Annotated in this window: 19 protein-coding genes; 13 read left to right on the top strand and 6 right to left on the bottom strand. The window is 42.5% G+C overall.

The window, feature by feature from the left end:
- Window positions 1-45: 45 nt before the first annotated feature.
- Window positions 46-345, bottom strand: coding sequence for a YwpF family protein (locus tag ACSVDJ_RS17360; protein ID WP_439167566.1), 300 nt, complete (start codon window positions 343-345; stop codon window positions 46-48).
- Between the two features lie 254 nt (window positions 346-599).
- Between ACSVDJ_RS17360 and ACSVDJ_RS17355 the strand changes: the two genes are divergently transcribed.
- Together ACSVDJ_RS17355 and ACSVDJ_RS17350 are read left to right on the top strand one after the other, a co-directional pair.
- Entirely contained in the window at window positions 600-968 is a 369-nt protein-coding gene (locus ACSVDJ_RS17355) for a single-stranded DNA-binding protein (protein WP_439167929.1), read from the top strand.
- Between the two features lie 14 nt (window positions 969-982).
- Window positions 983-1,141, top strand: coding sequence for a hypothetical protein (locus ACSVDJ_RS17350; protein ID WP_439167565.1), 159 nt, complete (start codon window positions 983-985; stop codon window positions 1,139-1,141).
- A gap of 115 nt (window positions 1,142-1,256) precedes the next feature.
- Here ACSVDJ_RS17350 and ACSVDJ_RS17345 read toward each other — a convergent pair whose 3' ends face one another.
- Both ACSVDJ_RS17345 and ACSVDJ_RS17340 read right to left on the bottom strand, forming a co-directional pair.
- Entirely contained in the window at window positions 1,257-4,049 is a 2,793-nt protein-coding gene (locus ACSVDJ_RS17345) for a DEAD/DEAH box helicase (protein WP_439167564.1), read from the bottom strand.
- Window positions 4,042-5,661: a hypothetical protein gene (locus ACSVDJ_RS17340; protein WP_439167562.1), complete on the bottom strand. Its 1,620-nt coding sequence runs from the start codon at window positions 5,659-5,661 to the stop codon at window positions 4,042-4,044. Before ACSVDJ_RS17340 ends, ACSVDJ_RS17345 begins: the two co-directional genes overlap by 8 nt.
- A gap of 273 nt (window positions 5,662-5,934) precedes the next feature.
- Here ACSVDJ_RS17340 and ACSVDJ_RS17335 point away from each other — a divergent pair, with 273 nt between their 5' ends.
- From ACSVDJ_RS17335 to ACSVDJ_RS17310, 6 genes are all read left to right on the top strand, one after another.
- Complete coding sequence (locus tag ACSVDJ_RS17335) at window positions 5,935-7,389, top strand: N-acetylmuramoyl-L-alanine amidase (RefSeq protein ID WP_439167560.1); 1,455 nt, start codon at window positions 5,935-5,937, stop codon at window positions 7,387-7,389.
- 270 nt (window positions 7,390-7,659) lie between these two features.
- On the top strand, window positions 7,660-9,105 hold the full coding sequence (locus ACSVDJ_RS17330; protein WP_439167559.1) for an N-acetylmuramoyl-L-alanine amidase: 1,446 nt from the start codon (window positions 7,660-7,662) through the stop codon (window positions 9,103-9,105).
- Between the two features lie 111 nt (window positions 9,106-9,216).
- On the top strand, window positions 9,217-11,139 hold the full coding sequence (locus ACSVDJ_RS17325; protein ID WP_439167927.1) for a S8 family peptidase: 1,923 nt from the start codon (window positions 9,217-9,219) through the stop codon (window positions 11,137-11,139).
- A gap of 299 nt (window positions 11,140-11,438) precedes the next feature.
- Window positions 11,439-12,428, top strand: a complete 990-nt coding sequence (locus ACSVDJ_RS17320; protein WP_439167558.1) for a C40 family peptidase — start codon at window positions 11,439-11,441, stop codon at window positions 12,426-12,428.
- A 136-nt stretch (window positions 12,429-12,564) separates the two neighbouring features.
- Window positions 12,565-14,586, top strand: a complete 2,022-nt coding sequence (locus ACSVDJ_RS17315; protein WP_439167556.1) for an S-layer homology domain-containing protein — start codon at window positions 12,565-12,567, stop codon at window positions 14,584-14,586.
- A gap of 232 nt (window positions 14,587-14,818) precedes the next feature.
- Complete coding sequence (locus ACSVDJ_RS17310) at window positions 14,819-16,762, top strand: S-layer homology domain-containing protein (RefSeq protein ID WP_439167554.1); 1,944 nt, start codon at window positions 14,819-14,821, stop codon at window positions 16,760-16,762.
- Between the two features lie 161 nt (window positions 16,763-16,923).
- On the opposite strand, the gene murJ is transcribed toward ACSVDJ_RS17310, so the two are convergent.
- Complete coding sequence (murJ, locus tag ACSVDJ_RS17305) at window positions 16,924-18,438, bottom strand: murein biosynthesis integral membrane protein MurJ (RefSeq protein WP_439167552.1); 1,515 nt, start codon at window positions 18,436-18,438, stop codon at window positions 16,924-16,926.
- A gap of 108 nt (window positions 18,439-18,546) precedes the next feature.
- Here murJ and ACSVDJ_RS17300 point away from each other — a divergent pair, with 108 nt between their 5' ends.
- Both ACSVDJ_RS17300 and ACSVDJ_RS17295 read left to right on the top strand, forming a co-directional pair.
- Window positions 18,547-18,942, top strand: a complete 396-nt coding sequence (locus tag ACSVDJ_RS17300; RefSeq protein WP_439167551.1) for a nuclease-related domain-containing protein — start codon at window positions 18,547-18,549, stop codon at window positions 18,940-18,942.
- A 201-nt stretch (window positions 18,943-19,143) separates the two neighbouring features.
- A complete protein-coding gene (locus ACSVDJ_RS17295) occupies window positions 19,144-19,512 on the top strand; it encodes a hypothetical protein (protein WP_439167550.1) in 369 nt (122 codons plus the stop codon).
- A 190-nt stretch (window positions 19,513-19,702) separates the two neighbouring features.
- Here ACSVDJ_RS17295 and ACSVDJ_RS17290 read toward each other — a convergent pair whose 3' ends face one another.
- Both ACSVDJ_RS17290 and csaB read right to left on the bottom strand, forming a co-directional pair.
- The gene (locus ACSVDJ_RS17290; protein WP_439167549.1) at window positions 19,703-20,872 is read right to left on the bottom strand and encodes a glycosyltransferase family 4 protein; all 1,170 of its coding nucleotides are present in this window, start codon (window positions 20,870-20,872) and stop codon (window positions 19,703-19,705) included.
- A gap of 16 nt (window positions 20,873-20,888) precedes the next feature.
- The gene (gene csaB / locus ACSVDJ_RS17285) at window positions 20,889-21,995 is read right to left on the bottom strand and encodes a polysaccharide pyruvyl transferase CsaB (protein ID WP_439167547.1); all 1,107 of its coding nucleotides are present in this window, start codon (window positions 21,993-21,995) and stop codon (window positions 20,889-20,891) included.
- Window positions 21,996-22,164: 169 nt separating this feature from the next.
- Here csaB and ACSVDJ_RS17280 point away from each other — a divergent pair, with 169 nt between their 5' ends.
- The 3 genes from ACSVDJ_RS17280 (at window position 22,165) to ACSVDJ_RS17270 (ending at window position 25,351) form a co-directional block, all read left to right on the top strand.
- Window positions 22,165-23,463 (top strand): nucleotide sugar dehydrogenase, encoded by a 1,299-nt coding sequence (locus tag ACSVDJ_RS17280; RefSeq protein WP_439167545.1) that lies wholly within the window; start codon window positions 22,165-22,167, stop codon window positions 23,461-23,463.
- Between the two features lie 10 nt (window positions 23,464-23,473).
- Window positions 23,474-24,190, top strand: a complete 717-nt coding sequence (locus ACSVDJ_RS17275; RefSeq protein ID WP_439167543.1) for a WecB/TagA/CpsF family glycosyltransferase — start codon at window positions 23,474-23,476, stop codon at window positions 24,188-24,190.
- A 63-nt stretch (window positions 24,191-24,253) separates the two neighbouring features.
- Window positions 24,254-25,351 carry a glycosyltransferase family 4 protein gene (locus ACSVDJ_RS17270; RefSeq protein WP_439167542.1) on the top strand — a complete coding sequence of 366 codons (1,098 nt, stop codon included), beginning with the start codon at window positions 24,254-24,256 and terminating at the stop codon, window positions 25,349-25,351.
- The last annotated feature ends 207 nt before the right edge of the window (window positions 25,352-25,558 follow it).

Below are 25,558 nucleotides of genomic sequence, written 5' to 3'. Positions count from 1 at the left end.
AAGAGCCGCTCCATGAATTGGAGTGGCTCTTATTTTTATTCCTTTTTAGAGCTTTCCTTCAAGGAGGACCGTGATGCCATTTTCGAGTGTTTTCATACCTCTCATTTCGGCGGTAAAGATCGCTGGGTCGTTGTTTGGGTGGGAAATGAGTATTTGTACGCTCAATTCACCTTCTCGTTTTTGATAATCGGAGAATACTTCTTCATAATCTTTACTCACAAATAATTCAATTAGCCATGTGTGTTTTTCATCTTCTTTGTTGATGATTAAGCCATCGATTAGCTTAATCTCGTGCAACTGAGCAGATTCATTTATAAAAAATCCTGCTATTTTAAAGGTTTTCATGAAAGGTATAGCTCCTTTCTATTTTTAATCAAATTATAGCATGATTTGACTAATGACCAAAACAAACGAGTAGATTTCTAAAAAATGAAAAATCAATGATTTCCTACGTTTAGCATAGAGGAACTGTTAGTTTATGAGTTAAAAGAGCGCTTGGATGTACGAAATGAGAAGATAAATGTCCAATATCCCAAGTTTACTTCATTTGAGACTTCAGAGTATGATAAAGCCATCTTAAGAGAAGGGAGGGAGTAACGATTATTAATCAGGTGACACTTGTTGGTCGATTGACAAAGGACCCCGAAGTACGCTTTACAGCAGACGGTAGAGCTTTGTTAAATATGACGGTGGCTGTGAATCGTCCATATCGAAATCAAGAGGGACTATCACAGACTGATTTTATTTACTGCACCGTTTGGAACAAATCTGCTGAGAATACGGCCAAGTATTGTCGAAAAGGTTCGCTCGTTGGCGTGCTCGGTACGATTCAAACTCGCACGTATGACGATAAAGACGGCAAGCGAGTATACGCGACAGAAGTACTAGTTAACACGATTCGTTTCTTAGACAAAAAGCGTAATGATTCAATAGAGGCTGACATGTTGCCGATTTTGACGATACCATAAAGGGAGAAAAGCAGATGCCACAATCTGAATCGACATATGAGAGAAGATTAGAAGAAATGACATACCGCTTCGGAAAAGCCTTAGTAAAAATCCGCGAATTAGAAGAAAGAGTTGCTAAATTAGAACAACGCTACCTCGAAGAACAACCACAAAATCAATCAATTCTATGTTAATAAACGACCACGAATCTCCTCGTATCAAGCTGAAAAGCTCTGCGCAACAAAACAGAATCTCCATTACAGCCTCAAATGTAATAGCCGGTTCTTCTCCTCAAGAACCGGCTATCTATCATGTTAATGTTAATAGGGCTTGTAAATCTTGATCGGATAATTCGGTGATCCATTGGTCACTGCTAATGATTTCATCGTTTAACGCCTGTTTCTGTTCAAGCATGCTATCGATTTTTTCCTCTAACGTTCCTGTCGTAATCATTTTATGCACATGAACAAAGCGGTTTTGCCCAATTCGATAGGCGCGGTCCGTCGCTTGATTTTCCACGGCAGGATTCCACCAACGATCATAATGGATGACATGATTCGCCGCTGTTAAATTCAGCCCAGTGCCTCCTGCTTTTAACGAAAGCAAAAAGACAGGGAACTCGCCTTCTTGGAACTTCCTCACTAGCTGATCGCGTTGCTCTTTAGAAGTACTTCCGTTTAAAAACGGAACAGAGAAACCGAAGCGCTTTTCAATTTCCTGCTGAATCATTTCCCCCATCCCAATATATTGAGTGAAAATTAAACAAGCCTCTTGTCGCTCGATAATGTTTTCAATCAGCTCCATCAGCTTATTCATTTTCTCGGAGCGTTCAACGATATGGTTCGGTACGTCCTCTTTCAAATATAATGCTGGATGATTACATAGCTGTTTAATTTTATTTAACATCTGCAAGATCAGTCCGCGCCGTTCAAAGGCTGATAGCTGGCTGATCTGTTCCATCGTCTCATTAACGAGCTGTTCATATAGCACCGCTTGCTCCACTGTCAATGGACAATATTCTTTCTGCTCTAGCTTATCCGGTAAATTCAGTTCCACCTCTGGGTCCTTTTTCGTCCGGCGTAGTAAAAATGGGCGGATTTTCGATTGGAGCATCGTTACTTTCTCTTTGTTGCTATCCTTTTCAATCGGCACAATATAGTTTTTCTGAAATTGCTGCAAGCTGTTCAAGTAGCCGTGATTCGTAAAGTCAAAGATCGCCCACAGTTCTGATAAGCGATTTTCCATCGGTGTTCCCGTTAAGGCAATATGATGCTTCCCTTTCAGCTTCCGAATCGCTCTCGATTGTTTTGTATGGGCATTTTTGATATTTTGTGCTTCGTCTAAGGCGACCGTGCTCCATTCAATCGATGAAAGGGTGTCAAAATCAAGATGAGATAGCCCGTAAGAGGTTAATACGACATCCACATTGCGAGCAGCCGCTTGAAACGCCTCTTCTTGTTCGCGATTGCTTCCGTAATGAAGCATCACGCGCAAATCAGGAGCAAATCGTTCTAATTCCTTTTGCCAGTTGCCGAGTACCGATGTAGGACAAATGATTAAAGCAGGTGCCTCCATTTGTTCCCGATCGTTGACATGAAGCAAGTATGAAATCAACTGAATCGTTTTCCCAAGTCCCATATCATCCGCTAAGCAAGCACCGAAGCCACAGGAGCGGAGAAACAGCATCCAACTCATCCCAAATTGCTGATACGGACGAAGCTCGGCATTTAGCTTGGCTGGAGCTGGTTCAAGCGGAATTGTTGATACGTCTTTTAGTTGGGCGATCATTTTTTTGAACGAACGATTTAAATCGATTTGAATTTGCGCGAACAGACGTGGATCAACGAAATCATCCGTTGGTGTCTCTTCTTCGGGCGCTAACTCTTGCTCAAGCAAATCTTGTAAGCGCAAGCCTTCCTTCTTCGCTTTCCGCATCAGACCTTGAATTTTTCGTACCATCTCTGGATCGAGTTGAATCCACTCGCCATCCACTTTCACTAGCCGACGATTCTCTTCCGTGAGCTTTGTGAATTCATCTTCGGACAATTCCGCGCCATTCATCGATAAGCGCCAGTTGAAATCGACAATCGCTTGCAATCCAACGAAGGAAGGGCGATGGCTTGCGCTTTGTGACGACACCTTCGCAGATAACGACAGCGAGGCTTTACGAATCGACTCCCACCAAGAAGGCAACAAGATATGAACGCCGAGCTGCATCAATTTCTCACTTGCTTCTGTTAGAAATAAAAAAGCCATTTCCTCTGAAAGCCGTGTTCGTAGCTCTCCATGTTCTTCAAGCCAAGGAAAGACTCGTAGCCAACGAGCTTTCTCCTCATCCACTTCTGTTAAAAAAGGTGTCCACGTTTTCGGTATTCTTCCTGTGAGAGGATAGATTTTCTCCTCTTTCTTTTTATGAATGAGCACCGTTTCAAGCGCCCAATCCTCTCCGTCCTCGGCAGGCTCCGTTAAGCGAAGACCGATATGGAAAGGGGTATCGCTCTCTTCTGTGCCGATCCATTCACGAAAGCGAGCCTTGTCAAAATAGAGATTCAATTCCTCAGCCGTTAACGCAGTCGTTGTCAGTTGGTGCAGCAGGTGTTGGTTCGTCATATTATTGAATACTTCTTCGGCACAGTGTTGGAATAGCATTGTCACCAACTCGCGGTTGCTCACATCTAACACATGCTCATCCCAAAAGGTAGTGGAGAATTCATCCCAAACGACATCGGGCACTTTCCAGATGATCTCTTCTTCTTTAAATTCAGGGGAAAATTCTCCATCGATGATCGTTTCATATAAGACAGGAGCAGCGGCTAAGCTGAAGTGACCAAGTTCATTCCACTCCCAGTGAATGAAGCGATTAAATTGTTCGCTTTGAAATAAAGTGACCCAGTGCCACGGCGAAAGTAATACACCATGCTTACCTTCATAGACAGTGTGAGGCAAGCGTGAACCGTAGAAGCTTTCGTCATGTCGCAAAAATAGCTGCTTCACCCATTGTTCAGGTGGGATATTCTGACTAGATTCATTTTCTGCATAGAGAAAGAACTGTTTATTTTCTGTCAAGGTCATATGAATCATCATTGTTCTCGTTTTAACCATCGATCAGCTTACCCTTTCTGCACTCTTCTTGAAACGCTCGCAAACGCTTCGTTTCTGCTAATAGTGCCGTTACATATTGTTCCCAGCGGTCGGTACGTTTTAACTTTTTGTATAGTGTGCGCAGTCGTTTTAAATAGCGGACCGCTTTTTTATAGCTATCTCGGTTGCGTTGATTCACTAATAAATCAATTCCATGATGATAGAGTGGAAGTACTTCTTGCGGCGCCGATTTTTGCGCTTCTTTTAAACCGACATGATCTAGCTCAGTTAAGTCATAACCAACCCATGATTGCAGCTCGACCCATTCTTGAACTTGGTCCATAGTTAATAAATACATACTTAATTCAGAATAACTATATGGAAGCATTCGCTCTAGTAAGCTTCGATAGAGTAGCGGCTCTTTCATCATCAACCATTCTCGATCACAATAGGTGAGTAGCCAATTGACAAACCGGCGGCAATGAAAGCTATCTCCGAGGTGTTGTAAATAAGCTTCTAGTTTTTGTTCAAGTAATGTGATTAATACGCGCACTTTTTCATATTGCTTGGCAGAAAACACATCATGTAACCAAAACATATAATATTCAAGCGCATCCTCCTCAAGCTCAGACGCTACTTTTGCAAATAATTCAAGCTGGTTCGCTAGTAGAAGCTGGTGCAAATAAGCGATCGACAGAGCGACATCTTTCGGTGGTCTAGTCAATTGCTCCAGCCGTAGGCGTTCCTCTTTTCGCCACGCTTCTCGTTTGAACAGATCATTCCATAAATAACGATAAAGGTCGATTCGTTGCTCCTCAAATACATGCCACTTAGGAGAGATGATGTTGGCTGTTTCTTGCTGTAAATAGTGAATGTAATCGTCAAACTCAAAAGGAAGGGCATGGACACTCATGCTTGCGGCAGCATCCGCAGCTTCTTCCACTAAATAGTATAAAAAGGAGGCCCCTGACCGTTGCCATATTTCTGGAGAGATGTTTGAATCATTAAATAGCTTCATCATGTAGGTCAACAGGCCAAAGTTAACATATAACTCATACAGCGGCTGCCATTCACGCTTCGACGGTTTTTGTTTCAACAACGCTTCAAGCACTTTTCTTCCTTCAAATTCAAGCGCATAAGGATTAGCTTGAATCACATCAAACGCCAGCTTTTTTTGGATTATTCGATGGACGGTTGTCATCCAAGCTTTCGGCCCATCTTGCGCTGTTACTCGATGGCTTAATAGATCACTCGCTCGCATGACCCCAGGAATATCCGTTAACTCGGCTTTTGAAGAGAGCCAATCCTCCAACCATTTTGCTGCCGTCTCGATGTCTTGATATGCTTGAAAAAAAAGGGCAATTTTATGAGGGCACCAAGACTCTTGAGAACAAGAGCACGTACTGAAGGAGGGGAAATCAAGATCAATTCCTACTTCATATGTTTCTGTATATGTCCAAACGGAACCAGATAGTAGTGTTTCATTAAACGTTTTTACTTGAGCATTTTCCAGTAACTCAAAGCCTTTAGTCACGACTGCTCGATCTTTAGGTAGCGCCGGGCTGAGCTCTAATTTTAATTCTGAACCGAAAGCATCCAATTGTTCCTTCAGTGCTTCACTGTTTGCATGCATAGATAGGGCCTCCGTTCGTATTTACTCGTATCCCCTCATTATAGAACAAATCTCTTAAATAAAAAATGTGAATCCTAAATCAATTAATACATTTCATTTGGTTTCAGTGATTTCGTTTATATTACAAACATTAAATTTTTTGTCAATATAACTCGCAAATTGTTAGTTCTATTGCGTTATTTGCTGTAACATTGCTCGAACCTTTGCCGAGGGGGGATTTGCATTTGGGATATATCTGATAGAATGGTAGAAAATGATAAAGGAGGTAAGTGTGTGAGGAAAGGAGTTTTTTTAGTTTTTTTGTCGTTTCTTTTAATCCTCTCTACAGCAAGCTTTAAACATACAGCTTTGGCGAGTAATTTTGTAGATGTGCCAAGCTCACATCGAGGAGCGAAAGAGATTAGTTATTTATCTCAAGGTGGTATTGTTAACGGGGGAATTGATGGGCGGTTCAGTCCGAACAAAGTATTGACACGGGCAGAAGCGGTTGCCTTCATTGGACGTGCGCTACAACTAGACGGCATACAACGCTCAACGAGTTTCAAGGATGTTGGTTCAGGGATGTTTGCTTCTGGTTATATTCAATCAGCTGTAGACAAAGGAATTGTTTCTGGATATGGGGATGGTAGCTTTAAACCGAGCAAAGTAGTGACACGCGGTGAAATGGCGATCATGATTAGCAAGGCGTTTGGCTACTCGTTTAATAATTCAAGTAGCGGAGCGGCTCAAGCTCTTTTATCTCGAGGGATTGCTCAAGGTTTAGCGGATGGTTCTTTCGGCTTCAATCAATCGATTATTCGAGCGGATTTTTCCGTCTTTTTAGCGAGAGCGATCAACCCTGACTTCCGTGTGAAAGCAAACACGGTTAAATTCGACCAAGACCTTAAAGTGAACACAAATGATTTGAATGTACGAAAGGGTCCGAATTCAGCTTACGGAAAGGTAGGCTCATTGAATAAAGGGTTAGCTGTACAAGGTGCTTATTCAGTAGGAGCATGGTACTACATAAAAGCAGGCTCTATTAAAGGTTTTGTACATGGTCATTACTTAGATGGAAAAGGGGACTCTGGAGGGGCAACGAATCCAGATCCGAAACCGAAACCAGAACCACCGACAGGCAATTACGATCCGCGAATTAAAGATCAAGTGGTTATTCTTGACCCTGGTCATGGCGGCAAGCACCCTGGTGCGATGGCTTATGGTGTTAGAGAGAAAGATGTGGTTCTAGCAGTGGGTTTAAAGGCGAACGAAATTTTCAAGAAATCACCTCTCCAAGTAAAGATGACTCGCTCGACAGATAAATATATATCACTTGCAAATCGTGTCAAGTATGCCCAACAGGTGAACGGAGATATATTCGTTAGTATTCATGCCAACTCGCACTCAAAAGAATCCGCGAATGGGACAGAAACATACTACTATGCTTCAAGAAAGAATTCTCGTACGGACGATAGTAAATTGTTAGCAACGAAGATTCAAAAACGTTTGCTTGAAGCTTGGAACTTAAAGGATCGTAAGGTTAAAACGGCAGATTTCTACGTTATTCGCAAAACTACGATGCCATCTACTTTATTAGAGCTAGGTTTCATTAGCAACAAGAGTGAAAATCAAAAGTTGAAATCCGATTACTGGCAAAACGAAGCAGCAAAAGCGATTTATTATGGAGTGCTAGACTACTATAAAGCAAAAGGATATAAAGTAGACTCACTATACTCTGTTGCAAAATAGAATAATCGGTATATATAGAAGGGGGATGTTCAATATCCCCCTTCTATTTTTTTGAGGATGACCATTTAAATGGCGAGAAAGAGAGAGATTTCAGTTATTTCTAAACATTTCATTGCCGTTACAAATATTAAATTTTTTTGGTAATACAACCCATAAACTATTGGTTTAATCATATCGCCCCATGTAATGTAAATAATAGCTTCGTAGAAGGGGATTCGATTTTAAAATAGATATGTTAGAATGAAGGCAAATAAGAAGGGAGGTAGGAGTGTGAAGAGAAGGGCTTTTTTAGTTTTTTTGTCGTTTCTTTTAGTCATTCCTATGTTAGGGGTAAAAAGTACTGCATTTGCTAGTACTTTCTCAGATGTGCCAAGCTCACATCGCGCAGCGAAAGAGATTAATTATTTAGTTGATGGAGGAATTGCTAACGGGGTATCTAGTTCTCGATTTAGCCCTAGCAAAACTGTTACTCGTGCAGAGGCAGTCGCATTAATTGGACGTGCACTTCAATTAAATGGTACACAGAGATCAACAAGCTTTACAGATGTTGGTTCAGGGATATTTGCTTCTGGCTATATCCAATCAGCTGTAGACAAAGGAATTGTTTCTGGATATGGAGATGGTAGTTTCAAGCCGGGTAAAGTAGTGACACGCGGTGAAATGGCGATCATGATTAGTAAGGCATTTGGCTACTCGTTTAATAATTCAAGTAGTGGAGCAGCTCAAGCTCTTTTATCTCGAGGGATTGCTCAAGGTTTAGCGGATGGGTCTTTCGGTTTTAATCAATCGATTATTCGAGCGGATTTTTCCGTCTTTTTAGCGAGAGCGATCAACCCTGACTACCGTGTGAAAGCAAATACGGTTAAATTCGACCAAGACCTTACAGTGAACACAAATAACCTGAATGTACGAAAGGGTCCGAATTCAGCTTACGGAAAGGTTGGTTCATTGAACAAAGGGTTAGCTGTACAAGGTGCTTATTCAGTAGGAGCATGGTACTACATAAAAGCAGGCTCTATTAAAGGTTTTGTACACGGCAATTACTTAGATGGAAAAGGGGACTCTGGAGGGGCAACGAATCCGGATCCGAAACCAGAACCACCAACAGGCAACTACGATCCGCGAATTAAGGACCAAGTGATTGTTCTTGACCCTGGTCACGGGGGCAGTGACCCTGGTGCGATTGGTTACGGTATTAAAGAAAAAGACGTTGTACTAGCAACAGGTTTAAAGGTCAACGAAATTTTCAAGAAATCACCTTTCCAAGTAAAGATGACACGTTCGACTGATAAATATGTGTCTCTTAGTGGGCGCGTAAGCTATGCGCAAGCAGTGAAAGGAAATACATTTATTAGTATTCACGCGAATGCGTTTAATGGATCAGCAAATGGAACAGAAACATACTATTATGCTTCTAGAAAAAACCCGCATACAGCAGATAGTAAATTGCTAGCAACGAAGATTCAAAAACGTCTGATCGCGGCGTGGAACTTACAGGATCGTGGCGTCAAAACGAAGAGTTTACACGTCATCCGTGAAAACAATATGCCGGCTACTTTGCTAGAGTTAGGCTTCATTGACAACAAGAAAGATAATGCCAAGCTGAAATCAGACTACTGGCAAAATGCAGCAGCGAAAGCGATTTACTATGGTACTTTAGATTACTATAAAGCAAAAGGATATAAAGTCGACTCGTTATATTCTGTCGCAAAATAGTAAATAAAATAAAATAGAATAATCATCGCATTCACGTTAAAATGAAAGGGAGGCTTAATAGTCTTCCTTTTATTTTTTTACAAAAAGAGAGAGGTGAATGTTGTGAAAGACATGAAATGCTATCTTCTATTCTTTGCTGCACTATTCTTCTTTTCTATTACCCCATCCATTTCCAATGCAAACACGATTGAAGAGAAAAGAGCGATCGTGTTTTTTCATAATGAAGTCAATCGGGCATTATTAGAAGAAAACACTGAAGAGATTAATTTTATCTTTGATGAACTACCTGCCGCAGCAGTGAACGTGACAGAAGATCAGAAACAATTACTTGCAAGCCATCCAGACATTCAAATGATTCAATACGACCAACCAATAGAAAAAAGCGGTCAGATCATTCCTTACGGCTATAAAATGATCGGAGCTGACAAGCGAGTTCCATCTACTTTAAGCGGTAAAGGGGTCAAAATCGGTATTATTGATTCAGGTGTCGATACGAAGCATCCGGATTTACGCATTGCAGGCGGGGCTTGTATGATGAGAATCATTGATATACGAGGTTGTAGTAATTCTTACAATGACGATGCGGGGCATGGAACCCATGTTGCAGGCGTTATCGGAGCAAAAAATAACAGCATCGGCGTAGTAGGAGTCGCACCGCAAGCCCAGCTCTATTCCATTAAAGTGTTGGATAAAAGAGGAATAGGTACAACTTCAACGATTATGGCAGGTATTGAATGGGCGATTGAGCGAGACATCGATGTGTTGAATATTAGTATTACAGCTCCTCGATATGATGAAGCATTAGAACGAATGGTGAAACAAGCCTATGATCGTGGTGTAATCATTGTCGCAGCAGCAGGAAATGAAGGTCCACCATGGGCAGGAGACCAATCCTCGGTTCAGTATCCAGCCAGGTTCGATGAAGTGATGGCCGTTTCTTCGATCGATAACAAGAAACAAATTGGAGAACTGTCTTCTATCGGTAGCGAAGTGGAATTGGCTGCCCCAGGTGAAAATATTTATAGCACCGTTCCGACTTCACTATATGTGAGTGGCTATGAGACGATGTCAGGTACTTCGATGGCCGCACCTTATGTGACGGGTCTTATCGCATTGTATAAAGAGAAATATCCGGAAATGACGAATCGTCAAATTCGAATGTTACTACAGAAAAATGCCATGGACCTTGGTGGTAAAGGTCGTGACATCTATTACGGCTATGGTTTGGCTCAAATAGATAAACAATCAGTGAATGGAGAGATCGCTGTTCCATACATAACGGACGGTCAAGGAAAGATCACGTTTGACACTAGCCAACTGATCAATAAATACAATAGCTTTAATATGTATCGTGCTGGCAAGCTGATTGCTAGCAATGTAACAGCTACCGAAGTGGTCGATTATGCATCAAAAGGAACGGTGGAGTATCATTTTTATCCTTCAGCTGATCCATCAGGAGAATTGAACTTTGTTAATTTAGAAGTGAACAATCCTGGACCAGCCTTTAAGGACTTATCCCTTTCTCATTGGTACAATCGCTACATAACATATTTGTACCACCAAAAGATTGTGCAAGGGTATCCTGATGAGACCATTCGACCAACGAAGCTGCTTACGCGTGGCGAGGCGTCAATTTTAATTGCTAGAGCGCTAGAACTAGACACGTCGAAACGACCAACGACGTTTAAAGATGCAAAAGTTGGTGCTAGTGCTCCATACATCGAAGCGTTAGCTACTCAAAATTTCGTAAGTGGTTACCCTGATGGCACATTCCGCCCAAATGAGCAAGTGACACGCGCACAAATGGCGATACTTATAGCTAGAGCTTATGAAGTGGCTCCTAAAACAAATAATGCTTTTAAAGATATTAATTCACGTGTAACAGGTAGTGGCTACATTAACGCGTTAGCGGCTGAAAATATTGTCAGCGGCTATCTTGATGGAACATTCCGCCCGTATGGCACGATTGATCGTGCTAGCTTCTCTGTCTTTCTAGCAAGAACTAAAAATAAAGACTTAAGAGTGACAAACTAGCGAAAGCTGTCCACGATGTGGGCAGCTTTTTTTGAAGATGAGGAACTTATTTCTGTTCCATAAAATAACTATAATGTTTCATAGTTATTTGTATTTGTAATATAAATAGATAATAAATATTAAAATGGTTGAATTATGAAAAAAACATGTGGTGTTTTGTAGAAAAAGCTTGATTTAACAGGCTTTTTTTATTTACATGACGAAATAGTAATGTAATACAACCGTAAATGAAAGCTAGGTATATTTTTGTTAAAATAGAATCAACATCAAACGAGAGAGATATTTTAGGAGGTTAGTAAGTGAATAGGTACAGGAAGTTTTTGGTTTTTTCTATTGCCTTTATGCTTACATTGACAATTTTCCTACCAACATCACGTACGCAAGCAGCATCGATCGGGGAGTCAATGGTAAGTTACGGTAAGAATTTCATGGGAGTACGTTATGTATTTGGCGGAACCACTCCAAGAGGATTTGACTGTTCAGGGTTCACTCAGTATGTTTATAAAAAACATGGGATATCAATTCCGCGAACGACAGGAGAGCAATATCGTGTAGGAACTTCTGTTGCGAAGAGTCAGTTAAAGCCAGGGGATCTAGTTTTCTTCAAAAATACATATAAGCGTGGGATTTCACATGTGGGGATTTACGCAGGAAATAATCAAGTTTTAAATGCAACGACTAGTAAAGGGATTGCTCTTGTTTCTTTAAGTAACTCTTACTGGGGACCGAAATATGCAGGAGCTAAACGTGTAGTTGATGGCAAATTCAAAGATTTATCAGAAAGTCATCTAGCTTATGATGCGATTGATGATTTAACTGATAAAAATATCATTCAAGGCTTTGATGATTACACTTTCAGACCGAATGATCCTATTACACGCGGACAAGCAGCAGCCCTTATTAACCGAGTGTTGAAGAATCAACCAGCAAACGTTTCTTATTTCAAAGATGTATTATCATCTAATCGATTTGCAAAAGACATTGCAGCGATGCGTGAGTCTGGCATTATTAATGGTTACCCAGATGGAACTTATCGACCAAATGCCTATATTACTCGAACGGAAATGGCAGTTATCGCTAAAAGAGCATTTGATTTAAATCTAGGCGATGCAACAGCAGCAAGCAATGGCTATAAAGATGTTCCTTCTAGCAGTTGGGCTCATGATGCAATTGTAGCGATGAAATCAATTGACGAAACAGGCGTATTTAAAACGGAAAACTATTACGGGTCTCACCGTGCGACTCGTGCTGTATTCTCTGCCGCTCTTTATAACGCTATGAACTTTTAAGTGAAGTCTTGGAATCTTTCCAAGGCTTTTTTTTAGAAATTACATAAAAAATCCTAAAAACTCTTAATTTATCATTTTGTATCAGATAGAATAAGAGAGTGTTAAAAAACGGGTATTGAAAGGAGTACCATCTTCTATGCAAAAAAAATTTTTTGCTGTAATTATGTCTCTAATTTTGTTATTCCCCCTTTTATCTCCTTTAAACGTAAAAGCAGATGATATTACCGGAATAACACTGGAAAAAGAAATGCGGGCAATGATAGAAGCGGGCATTATGAAAGGCTATGGTAACGGAGTCTATAAACCAAACCAACAAATAACAAGAGGAGAGTTTGCCACTTTTATTTCTAGGGCATTAGAACTTCCAGAAGGACCAGCGATTTTTCCGGATGTTCCAACAAGTTCTAAGCTTTCTTCTGGAATCAATGCAGCCGCCGCCGCAAAGATTGTCAATGGATATACAGATGGCAAGTTTAATCCACAATTCCTGATTACAAGAACAGATATGGCGTTAATCATTAATAACGCATTAAATTATTTAAATGTAGATACAACGTATAATATAGCGACTTTTTCTGATATTGAAGGGTTAAATTCCGCTCATAAGAAAGCGATCAGTAAAAGCGTGGCTCTTAACATTATATCGGGATTTCCAGATAACACGTTCCGTCCAAATGATCAAGCAACACGTGCCCATGCAGCCGCATTTATTTACCGCATGCTACAAGCTGTAGAGAATTTGGACGGGGGAGGAACACCGCCGCCCGAGCCAGATCCGGATCCAAAACCAGAACCAGAACCGAAACCAGAACCAGAGCCAGTCAAACCTTATCAAGTAGCCAATATCGATTCGACTGGAACGGTAACGTACGCTTCGACTTCCTATGATTCTTTTGAAGAAGCAAAGCGTGCGATGACAAGTCAAGGGAATGAATTAGTCACGTTTAATCAAAAAATCATTTATATGAAAGAGAACAGCGGATTAGTATATGCCAAGCCAAAATCGGCGGCAACGGTTAACTTATATACCGATTCGGTGTTGAAAACAGCGAAAACCTATGTATCTAGTTCCGCTACATACGGAACCACCGAATTAAAATATGTGACGTCCACTGAACAATATGTTCAAGTGAATATTGGTGGAGAAGACTATTATATGAAGCCGAGCGACACTTTACTTGTTCCATTTGAAGGGGCAAAAGGTCGTAGCTACTACAAAAATGTCAATGGCGAGCTGTATCATTATCTCTATAATTATGATACAAGTAAATATGCTTCTTATAATGCAGGAGTCGCTCCTTCATTTATGGGTAGCAATCAGAAATATTACAGCTTTGATGGTGCAAACTTTTACAATGAACAAGGAAATAAAGTAGGCACAGCCTATCAATATTTCCAATTTCTATCTGCAAGAACAACATCGAACTACACAGCAGCTGAACTAGATAGCTATATTATGAAAGTTCTAGCTGAAAAAGAAGCAACAGGTTTAGCCAAATACAAAGATGCGACGAAGAAAAGTAAGTTGATCGGTCTCGGTAAGACATTGAAAAAAGTAGAGGCGGAAAAACGAATCAATGCGCTGATGATTCTAGCAATGGCCAACCATGAAAGTGATTACGGTATGAGTAAACATGCATTAACAATTAACAACTTATTTGGTATCGCTGTGTACGATAGCACACCAGATCAAGGAGCAAGTTTTAAAACACCAGGAGATAGTGTATATGCATTGGCTGATCAATACTTGAATGCTAATAACGACTGGCGAGGCGGCTATTTAATGCCAAACACATGGCGATCATACGGTAGCGCACCAGGTACGAAAGCGAACGGCATCAATGTCAAGTATGCTTCCGACGCATGGTGGGGCTCTAAAGTGGGCGGTCATATGCATCGCATCGACAAAGCGCTTGGACGCAAAGACTTTAACAAATATAAGCTAGGTCAAACGAACATTGAAGGACTCAATGTTCGCGCGACACCGAATGGCACAATTCAATATCAATACAAACTAAAAGGAATGCCAGTTGCTTACCTTGGTAGCACAACAGCAAGCGCAGGAACAACTTGGCAAAAAATCGTCTCGGACGACTTACGATACCAAGAAGGCTACGTTAGTTCCCGTTACTTAACGACATTACCAATTGCAAAATAAGTCAAAAAACCTTTAAAGCAGTCGCTTTAAAGGTTTTTTCTATTATGCCATGTTTTTGGGCGTAGCGAAGGATAAATTGGGCGTGAATCGTGTCGAATTGGGCGAGATTTATGTCGGATTAGGCACGAACCCTTTTGTGTTTTCCCTAAAATTCTATTAAACCCTTAATTTACTATTTGTGATACGATAGAATAGAAAAGTATGTAAAAAATAGAAAGGAGTATCATTTTTTATGTTAAGGAAATTTTTCACCATGATGATGTCGCTAGTTTTGTTGTTTCCATTCCTCTCTCCTTTAACAGCAAAGGCAGATGATATTTCAGGGATTACGTTGGAAAAAGAACTTCGGGCGATGGTTGAAGCAGGAGTTATGCACGGTTATGGCGATGGAGTGTATAAGCCGGGGAAAAAAGTGACACGGGGGGAGTTTGTGAATTTTATCGCTCGTGCACTGAAGCTTCCAAAGGGCAAGCCAGTTTTTACTGATGTGCCACCTGGATCTTCACTGGCTTATGGAATAAACGCAGCGGCCGCAGCAAACATTGTGAGCGGAGATTCGAATGGAAAATTCAATCCAAGAGCATTCGTGACAAGAAAAGATGCCGCTGTTATGATTAGCAACTCTTTAGATTATTTAAAAGTAGATGTTACATATACAGAATCTTCTTTTTCCGACATTAGTCATTTAAGCTCAGATGAGAAAAGTGCGATTCATAAAAATGTAGCACTTAACATCATTTCAGGTTATGACAAATATACGTTTCGTCCAGACGAACGAACAACTCGTGCTCACGCAGCGGCGTTTATTTATCGTTTGTTAAAGGCAACAGGACAGGACATCAAACCAGAACCAGTCAAGCCTTATCAAGTAGCTAATATTGATAAGAATGGAAAGTTGACTTACACGTCTACCTCTTATAACTCGTTTAAAGAAGCAAAACAGGCGATGACAAGCCAAAAGAAAGAAATCGTCACACTCAACAAGAAGATCATTTATATGAAAGCACACAGTGGATTAGTGTACGCCAAGTCAAAATCAGCAGCGACGGTCAATTTATATACGGACCCAAAATTTAAAACGGTTAAAGCATCTGTACCTAGCTCTGCTAAATATGGAACGACTGAGTTAAAGTACGTGACATCGACAAATCAATTTGTCCAAGTATATATCGGTGGGGAAAAATTCTATATGAAACCGGCTGATACCTTGCTTGTTCCATTTGAAAGCGCGAAAGGTCGCAACTACTACGAAAATGTGAATGGCGAGCTTTATCACTATCTTTATAGCTACGATAAGAATACGTACATCAAGTATAATGCAGGCGTCGCTCCTTCATTTATGAGCAAAAATCAGAAGTACTATAGCTTTGATGGTGCAATTTTTTACAACGGAGCAGGAAAGAAGGTAGGTACTTCCTATCAATATTTCCAATTTCTATCTGCTAGAACGAAAACAAACTACACAGCAGCTCAACTAGATAGCTATATTAAAAAAGTTCTCGCCGAAAAAGAAGCAACAGGTTTCGCCAAATATAAAGGTGCGACGAAGAAGAGTAAGCTGATCGGTCTCGGTAAGACATTGAAAAAAGTAGAGGCAGAAAAGCGAGTTAATGCGCTGATGATACTAGCGATGGCCAATCATGAAAGTGATTATGGTATGAGTAAACACGCACAAACTATCAACAACTTATTTGGCATCGCCGTGTACGATAGCACACCGGATCAAGGGGCGAAATTTAAATCGCCAGCAGAAAGTGTGTATGCATTGGCTGATCAATATATGAATGCGAATATCGATTGGCGGGGTGGCTACTTAATGCCGAATACGTGGCGTGCTTACGGTAGTGCACCAGGAACAAAAGCGAACGGCATCAATGTGAAATACGCTTCTGATGCATGGTGGGGCGCCAAAGTCGGCGGACATATGTACCGCATCGACAAAGCGCTCGGACGTAAAGACTTCGGCAAATATCAACTAGGTGTAACTAATGCCGCTGAACTTAATGTTCGTGCGACACCAAACGGCACGCTTCGATATAAATACAAGTCAAAAGGTATGCCAGTTGCGTACCTTGGTCAATCAAGAACTTGGCAAAAAATTATCTCAGACGACTTGAGATACAACGAGGGCTATATCAATTCTCGCTACTTAACGCCATTACCAATTGCAAAGTAAGTCAAAAAGCCTTTAAAGCGGTCGCTTTAAAGGCTTTTTTGGGGAGAATTAGTCACCTACGCCATGTTTTTGGGCGTGGCGTAGGCTAAATTGGGCATGAATTGTGTCGAATTGGGCGAGAACGATGTCGAATTAGTCATGCGACCCAGTACCGCACACTACTATTTAACTTTCCGCTTCACCATCGACAACAGCTGGCGGAAGCCTTCTTTATAAAATACAAACAAACCAGCAATATACAGCACAACTCCAAGCGGCACGATGATCATTAGTTGCCAAAGCGAATACAGCTCAGAAATTGGCGTATACGCTTTTAACAAATAAAGCGGTCCGACCATCACCGCAGTAACAACTGTCACTCGGGCGATTAAGCCAAATAAGCGTGTCGCTTCTTTTTTCTCGAAGTCTTTATAAACAAAAATCGTACTCACGATTAAATAATAAACGGAAACAAACGAGCCTGTCAGCGCCAGGCCAGGGTAGCCGAACGGCTCGACAAATAGCCAGTTCAAAAAGAAATTCAATGCAATCGTCGTAACACTAATGCGGAACACAATCTTCGTTTTCCCTTGAGCGTACATCGATTTCGAGACGATGTACTGCAGACCTTGCGCGACAACGATCGGCAAATAATACACTAGTGCTAAATACGTATTATGCGTGTCATCCGCACCGAACTTCCCGCGCTCGAAAATAAAGGAAATCGCTTCTTCTCCAACGAGGAACAAGCCGGCCGCAATCGGAGCGAGCGTCACTAAAGAAATTTGTATCCCCATGAAAAACGTATCTTGAAACTTCTTCTTATTGTTCACTTGTTCAGACAATAGCGTGAAAATCACGACGGCAATCGTCGTTCCATAAATCGTATGCGGAATGCTCGTAATCAAGCTCGCATTGTTTAAATAAGTGACCGCCCCCGGAACCGTACTCACCGCAAAGGCTTTATTGACAAACATATTAATTTGTCCAACTCCGGCATTTAATAGCGAAGGCACGAGCAACACAAGAAAGGAGCGCCGGAATTCTTCTTCTACTTTAAGTGTCGGCTGCCATTGATACCCTTTTCTCAATAGGAAAAATAATTGAATCCCGATCCCAACAAGTGTTCCGAAAATGAATCCGTACGCTAAGCTGTTAATGCCCCACTGATCAGAGAACAGCAGCGCAAACACGGCTCCCATCAACGTAGCTGATAGCTTCGACATTTGTGACGGGACGAAAATTCGCTGCGCTTGCAAATAAGAATCCAAAATCCCATTCAACGCAATCGCACTCATAAATAAGAAGAAAAATTGCGTAATTTCAATCGTTACTTCCGCCGTTAATCCAGTGATTTCTGGATAAATGAGCGGAACAAACCACGGACTAAGCAACCATCCCAATACGGAAATCGCCAAGAAGATGACAACTGTTGCGTTCATAACTCCGTTGGCATTTCGCTCGGTCGCTTCCGGTGCCTCTTTCTTCTTTTTGACATACAGCGGTAAAAATACGTTGTTAAACCCGCCCGAAATAATCGCAATCACTAACGTAATAAATGAAAACGCCAATAAATATCCATCTGTATAACTAGTCGCTCCAAACTCGCGCGCAATAATACTTTCCCGCAAAAAGCCCGAAAGCTTCACGACAAGCGACAGCACAACAAGCCAAAGAGCCGTTTTCTTTAACGACACGAACTCCACCTCATTCAAAATATCAATCTAACTAATAATAACATAAATGTTGCAAAGGAATATTGTCAGACGATGTAGAAATATTTCCTTATAGAGAGGAGTGAAAATGTGTTAGTAAAAGCAAGAACGATCCCCTTAAAGATCTCAATGTTAGAGGCATTGAAGCGAAACTTGCCTGAGCACCACATGAAACAGTCTATGATTGAAGACGAATTGGCTAGAAGCCGAGCCGGATATCGCGGCGAGCAATCGATCGACTACTACTTATCGTTTCTCCCCGATGACCACCTCATTCTCCACAATGTGCGGCTTTCGAGCGGAGGTTATTTTTTCCAAATAGACACCCTTATTATTTGTCCGAACGTCATCGTCATCCTCGAAGTAAAAAACATCGCCGGCGCGCTGTTCTTTGACGAAACTTTTCATCAGCTCATCCGCACTACTGAGGAAAAAGAAGAAGCCTTCGCCGACCCGATTTTACAAGTTCGCCGACAACAACGTTAGCTCGAATCGTGGCTTGCTTCGTACAAATTCCCCGCCATACCCATCGTTCCATTCGTCGTCATCAGCAACCCAACTACAATGATCAAAAATGATCACACCCACAAAACGGTCCTCCAAATCGTCACCCACGCCAGCGCCATTCCATTTAAATTCGACCATCTTCATAAGAGCTATCCAAACGAACGGCTCACTCGAACAGCAATGAGTAAGCTGTCCCAGTTATTGAACCAACATGACCAACCGTATCGCCCCGATGTACTCGGTCAGCTGCAAATTTCAGAAGATGAACTATTAACAGGTGCTAAATGTGAAAAATGTCAGCACCAACCGATGAAACGAGCAGTCGGCACGTGGCGTTGCCCGCGTTGTCACCATCAATCGGCTGACGCCCACATTTCGGCGCTCGCAGACTATGCTCTTCTGCATAGCCCCGTCATCACGAACAAACAATTTCGCCATTACTTTCATCTGCAATCGAATAACATTGCGAAACAATTGCTCGGGGCGATGAATCTAACCCAGAGTGGCAACCGAAGAAGTAGAAAATACTATTTGCCGTTACCGAAATAAGCCCAATCCTGTGTGATTGGGCTTGTTTTTTGTCGTATTGGTTGTGAGGTGTGTCGAATTAGTCGCCCGGGCGCTGGAATTGGGCGTCCAGGCTGTCGAATCGGGCGAGAAACATGTCGAATTAGGCATCACACACGCCAACCCACCCACAAAAAAAAACCACCCCGCCCAAGGCGAGGTGGCCCACTACTCACTTCACAGCCTGCATATAAATTTCTTCATATTTCTCAGCTGCGGCCATGTGAGAGTATTCATCTTCAATTTTCTTCCGTGCGCGATCAGCAAATGCTTGAGCTTTCGCTGGATCATCGAGCAACTCGATCATCGCCGCAGATAGTTCTTCGACGTTTTTCTCTTCAGTCAACAATCCGTCGACGTTGTGATTGATGATTTCTTTCAGTCCACCAACCGCACAAGCGATCAGTGGAGAGCCAGAGCCCATCGCTTCCAATGCGGAAATCGAAGTAGCTTCTTCTACGCCGGCAGAGTGAACGCTCGGCACTAACGCAACGTCCGCCAACGCGTAAAACTCTTTAATGACGTCATGCGGAATCGCACCTAACAAACGAACATTCTTCTCTAGCTTATGCTCGGCAATCAATCGTTTCATCTCATCCATCGCTTCGCCTGTACCTGCATAAATCAACTGAGCATTCGGGTATTTCTCTAACACTGCTGGCAACGATAAAATCGGATAAATCACGCCGTTTTTCTTCGTTAAGCGACGTGGGACGAAGAACACAGGCACATCGACATCGACGCCATGCTTTTGACGAAATTCCGCTTTTTTCTCTTTTTCTGGACGGAAGTCATCGACGTTAATGAAGTTGCGGATCGCCGTACCCGTAATGCCGGCTTCACGTTGCACGTACTCTTTAATACGCGTGTCTACTGTAATAATCGCACGTGTGCTGCGGTACGCCTTCACTTCTTCACCCATCAAAAACTTCTCTTCTTCGCTATCCTTTAAAATGTTTCCAGCACTCAACGCCTCATACGTTAAGTAGCCATGCACCGTAGAGACAACAGGCATCCCGGCATCAAGAGCGGCAAATGTTGCGTACACTTCTTGTGCATTCACGACATCATAATTTTTATGCTTCACTGCTTCCATTAGCTTTTGTAGCATTTTCTTTCGCGTCTGTAAGCCGTATACGAAGCCTTTCCCTTTAGACAATTTATTCATTAAAAAGCCAGGGCCGCGCACTTTCATATTTTGCTGTAATTCAGGAATGTCACTAAATGATAAAATATCCACTTCATGACCGCGTGCTTCCAATCCAGCCTTCAACGTGGCTACGTGAGTTGATAACCCACCTGTATGCGGATAATGGTACACGGTCGCAAGCAAAATCTTCATTCGAAAAAACCTCCCCTTACATAAATTTTTTCTTTAATAGTTCAATATTTTCTAAGGCGTCACGGCGCATCGAAGCGGCATTCACAGCCACCGTCTCACTCAATTCTGCGCGGCGAGATAACACTTCACGAGCGTTCACCTTCAGTTTCTCTGCATCGAACTCCTCCAAGCGGAACGAATAATCCCACATGCCAGAACGCTTCAACAAGCTCTCGACCTTTTTATCATAGCTAATGCCGATATGAGGCACAGCTGTTAAAGCGGAGAAAATTAATGAATGCAATCGCAAGCCGATCGTCATGTCGCATTCTCCGATAAAATTCAAATACTGATTCGGTGTGAAATCGCCAGCAAGCAAATGGCAAGCATCGGCTTTCTTCATTAACTTCATCACACGTTTCGATGCATCGACATCATGGTGGCCTTCCATCGGTACAAACACCGGCGTAATACCATCAGTCATAATCAATTCATCGAGCGCATCCGCCAGCTTTTCATAATAATCATCATGCTCAAACCACGGGCGCACCGAGACAGCGACGAGTTTCTCATCGCCAGTCAACGACAAGCTCTTCATGCACGAATCGTCTTCCTTCTTCTGGAAAGCAAACACGATATCGGCGGTCACGACCGTTTGTGGACGAGTGACGCCTAGCTTGTGCAAATAATCCTTTGAATATTGGTCACGCACCGTCACAAAATCAGCGCGGTTAGCGAAAACCTTCATTAATATCTTACCCCAAGTGGAAGTGACCGGGCCAATTCCTTGAGAGAAGAACATCACCCTTGCGCCGCACAGCTTCGCTAAAAAGGCAATCAATAAATAATAAGGAAGCGGGCCGAACAAGAACTTCGTCGGGTATGTATCTTGAAGTAGTCCACCACCGCCGCTAATTAATACATCTGCTTGGCGGAGTGCCTTCACTTTCTCCTTATTTTCATGACGCCAGCCGCGGTAGACGGTATCGACGTTATGTTCCTTTGCCGTCTGTTCTGGTGATAGGGAAAATACAGTAATATCTACATCATCGATTTCATTTCGTAAATTATCTACAATCGCTTCTAGGATCGCTTCATCCCCAGTATTGCCTAATCCATAAAATCCTGAAATGACAACTTTCAAAAAGTTAGCCTCCTCGTCAGTCAAATACGCTTAAAAAGCTAAACTTCATTTTATCATTTCACCCACCCACATTCAACGAAATTAGTGCAAGGTGAAAGCGAATTTGCTATACTATGTTAAGTTATTAAATTCAATCCACACTAGTTGTAATTAGAAAGGATTTTTTGCCATGCAGAAGATTTGTGTTGTTGGTTTAGGATATATTGGATTGCCAACTGCGGCTGTTTTCGCTCGCGCTGGCTTTGATATTGTTGGAGTAGATGTAAACAAACAAGTCGTTGAAAGATTAAATAAAGGTGAAATCATTATTGAGGAGGTTGGTCTTCCGGAAGTCGTGAAAGAAGTTGTCGATGCCGGCAAGCTGCGCGCGTCATTAGAGCCGGAAGCAGCGGATGTATTCATCATCTCTGTACCGACACCGATTCATGAAGACTGCACCGCCAATGTCGAGTACGTCAAAAGCGCCACAAAAGCGGTCGTGCCTCATTTGCAAAAAGGAAACATCATCATCGTAGAATCGACAATCCCACCGCGGACGATGGATGATGTCGTTGCGCCGATCATTCGAGAAGCGGGCTTTGACCCAGAACAAGATGTATACCTTGCGCATTGCCCAGAGCGTGTGCTACCTGGTCGCATTTTAATCGAGCTTGTGGAAAATACGCGTATTGTCGGTGGCTTAACGAAGGAAGCGGCGACAAAAGCGGCGGATGTTTATCGTCAAGTCGTTACAGGTGAAGTGCTAGAAACAGAAGCAGTCACGGCGGAAATGTCGAAGCTGATGGAAAACACATTCCGTGACGTCAACATTGCGTTAGCGAATGAATTAACGAAAATTGCCGCTCGTCTAGGCGTCGATTCTCACAAAGTGATCGAGCTTGCCAATCGCCATCCGCGCGTCAACATTCATCAGCCAGGGCCAGGAGTTGGCGGCCATTGCTTAGCGGTTGACCCGTATTTCATCGTCGAAAAAGCACCGGAAGAAGCGTTAATGATTCAGCTATCACGCGACATTAACAACTCAATGCCGGACTTTGTGATCGAGCAAATCATTAAATTAACGGCCGAACTACCAACGCCAAAAATTGCGCTCTTCGGCCTCACATACAAAGGAAATATTGATGACGTTCGTGAAAGCCCAGCGATTGAAATCGTTGAGAAAGTACGAGCGAATCCGCGCTTTGACGTGCGTATTCATGACCCGCACGTTCGCGATGAGCAAGTACCTTTCAAGCTTTCTTCTTTTGAAGAAGCGATCACAGGGGCGAACCTTGTCGTTATTTTGACGGATCATAATGAGTTTAAAGCGTTAAATCCGCAAGAGCTGATCGCCAAGATGGATACACCAGTCATCTTTGATACGAAAAACTGTTCGCACCTTGAAAAAGAAGCCGCTCTTACCGTGTATCGCATCGGCGACTTAACGAATCTTCAAGCGATCCAAGCGAATAAACCAATAAATAATTAGGATGTTCCAAATGGAGAAAGAACAATATTTAGGCGTATCAGTCTCGCCGTATACGTACGATGAAATCATTGATGACATCAAAATACGTATGGCGGATGATCTGCCATCAACTGTTATTGCTGTTAACCCGGAAAAGGTAATCACCGCTGGTCGTGATCCGCTCGTCAAAGAATTAATTAACGAGTCAACGTACCAAATTCCCGACGGCATCGGCATGATCATTGCCTCTAAGCTGAAAAATGGCGACATTCGCGAGCGGGTGACGGGCGTCGATATGATGGGCCGTTTGCTCCAATTTGCCGCCCAAGAAGGGCATGGTGTCTTTTTCTACGGCGCGAAGGAAGAAGTCGTGCGTACGGCGAAGGAAAAGCTTGAAGCCTCGATTCCGAATTTGCGCATCGTTGGCTATGAAAACGGCTATGTCCAAGACCAAGAAGCGCTCGTGCAAAAAATTAACGAATCGAAAGCAGCGCTCCTGTTCATTGCACTCGGCAGCCCGCGCCAAGAGCTATGGATTCGTGAAAATATGCCGAAGCTTCCGAATGTGAAAGTGTTCCAAGGTGTCGGCGGTAGCTTCGATGTCTATTCAGGAAAAGTAAAGCGAGCGCCAGCCTTTTACCGCAAGTTCGGCTTAGAATGGCTGTATCGCCTTATGAAAGAACCGAAGCGAATCAAACGCCAACTGGCTTTACCGAAATTCTTACTCAAAATACTCGTAAGCAAATAACCTTGAAGGGCTTTAAAACGCTATGCGCTTTAAAGCCTTTCTTGTATGTTGGAGGTGCAATCTATGAAAGTGCTTCATTTAATTAGCGGCGGAGAAAAGGGCGGCTCGCGTAAGCACGTTATTACATTGCTCGAACAATTCCGAGCAGAAGAAGTGACGCTCGCCGTCTTTCAAGAAGGGCAACTGTCACAAGAGGCGAGGGAGAGCGGCATCCGCACCGAGTGTTTCCCACAAAGCTCCCGCTACGACCTATCCGTATTGAACAAGCTCGTAAGCTTCATTCAACAAGAAGGCTTCGATATTTTACATACCCACGGCCCGCGTGCCAATCTTTTTGGCATTTACATCAAAAAGAAAACCGGCATCCGCTGGGTCACGACCGTCCATAGTGATCCAGCGCTTGATTTCGTCAAATCGGGGATTAAAGGAAAAATTTTCACCTCATTAAGTATGTATGCGGTAAAACAAATGGACGGCTATTTCGCCGTATCAGAACGCTTTAAGCAAAATTTAATCAAGCTTGGCATCAACAGTGACAAAATCCAAACCGTCTACAACGGCATCCAATTTACGAACGAAACAGCGACGCCGCTCGCTCGTAGGGAATGGAGCTTAACGGAGGACGACTTTGTGATGGCGATGGTCGCTCGCCTTCATGCGATTAAAGGGCATACAGTCGTATTTGAAGCGATGACCGCCTTTTCAGAAGAGGATCGACCGCACTTATTGCTCGTCGGTGACGGGCCGATTGAAGACGAACTCATTAATGAAGTAACTCGTCGTAAGCTTGAGCGTCACGTTCATTTCTTAGGCTTCCGCTCGGACGTTGACCATATTTATGCCGCCTCCGACTTGGCGCTCTTAGCCTCTTATAGCGAAAGCTTTCCGCTCGCTTTATTAGAAGCGGCCAATCAACACGTACCGATCATCACCACCGATGTCGGCGGCGTTGGTGAACTAATCGACCACGGACAAACCGGCTGGATCGTTCCAACGAGAGACGTGAAAGCATACGAACAAGCACTGCGGGAAGCGATCACTCGCAAAGATCAACTACAGCAAATGGGCGATCAGCTCTATCACTTTGCTTCCACACGTTTCTCGCTTCAACAGCTTGCCGAAGCCCATCGCCAACTGTACACAAAAATAACACATATATAGGAAAGAATATGTCACCCCGGGAGATTACCTCTCGGGGTTTTTATTTGTATCCTAGCGAAACATTTCCTAAGAATGTTCTAATTTTTTTTAAAAAAAGTAGCATTATAACCATATTTTATAGAATTAATCCTTTAATTTCCTAGGACAATAGTTTATAATAGGGAAGCTATTATTTTTCAGGAACATTTATCCATTGAACTCTCAGTA

It is taken from the genome of Bacillus sp. Hm123 (assembly GCF_051842975.2).
In the GTDB taxonomy this organism is placed as follows: domain Bacteria; phylum Bacillota; class Bacilli; order Bacillales; family Domibacillaceae; genus Bacillus_CE.
Note: the sequence above shows the minus strand (reverse complement) of the source record. Positions and strands in the feature narration are given on the sequence as shown.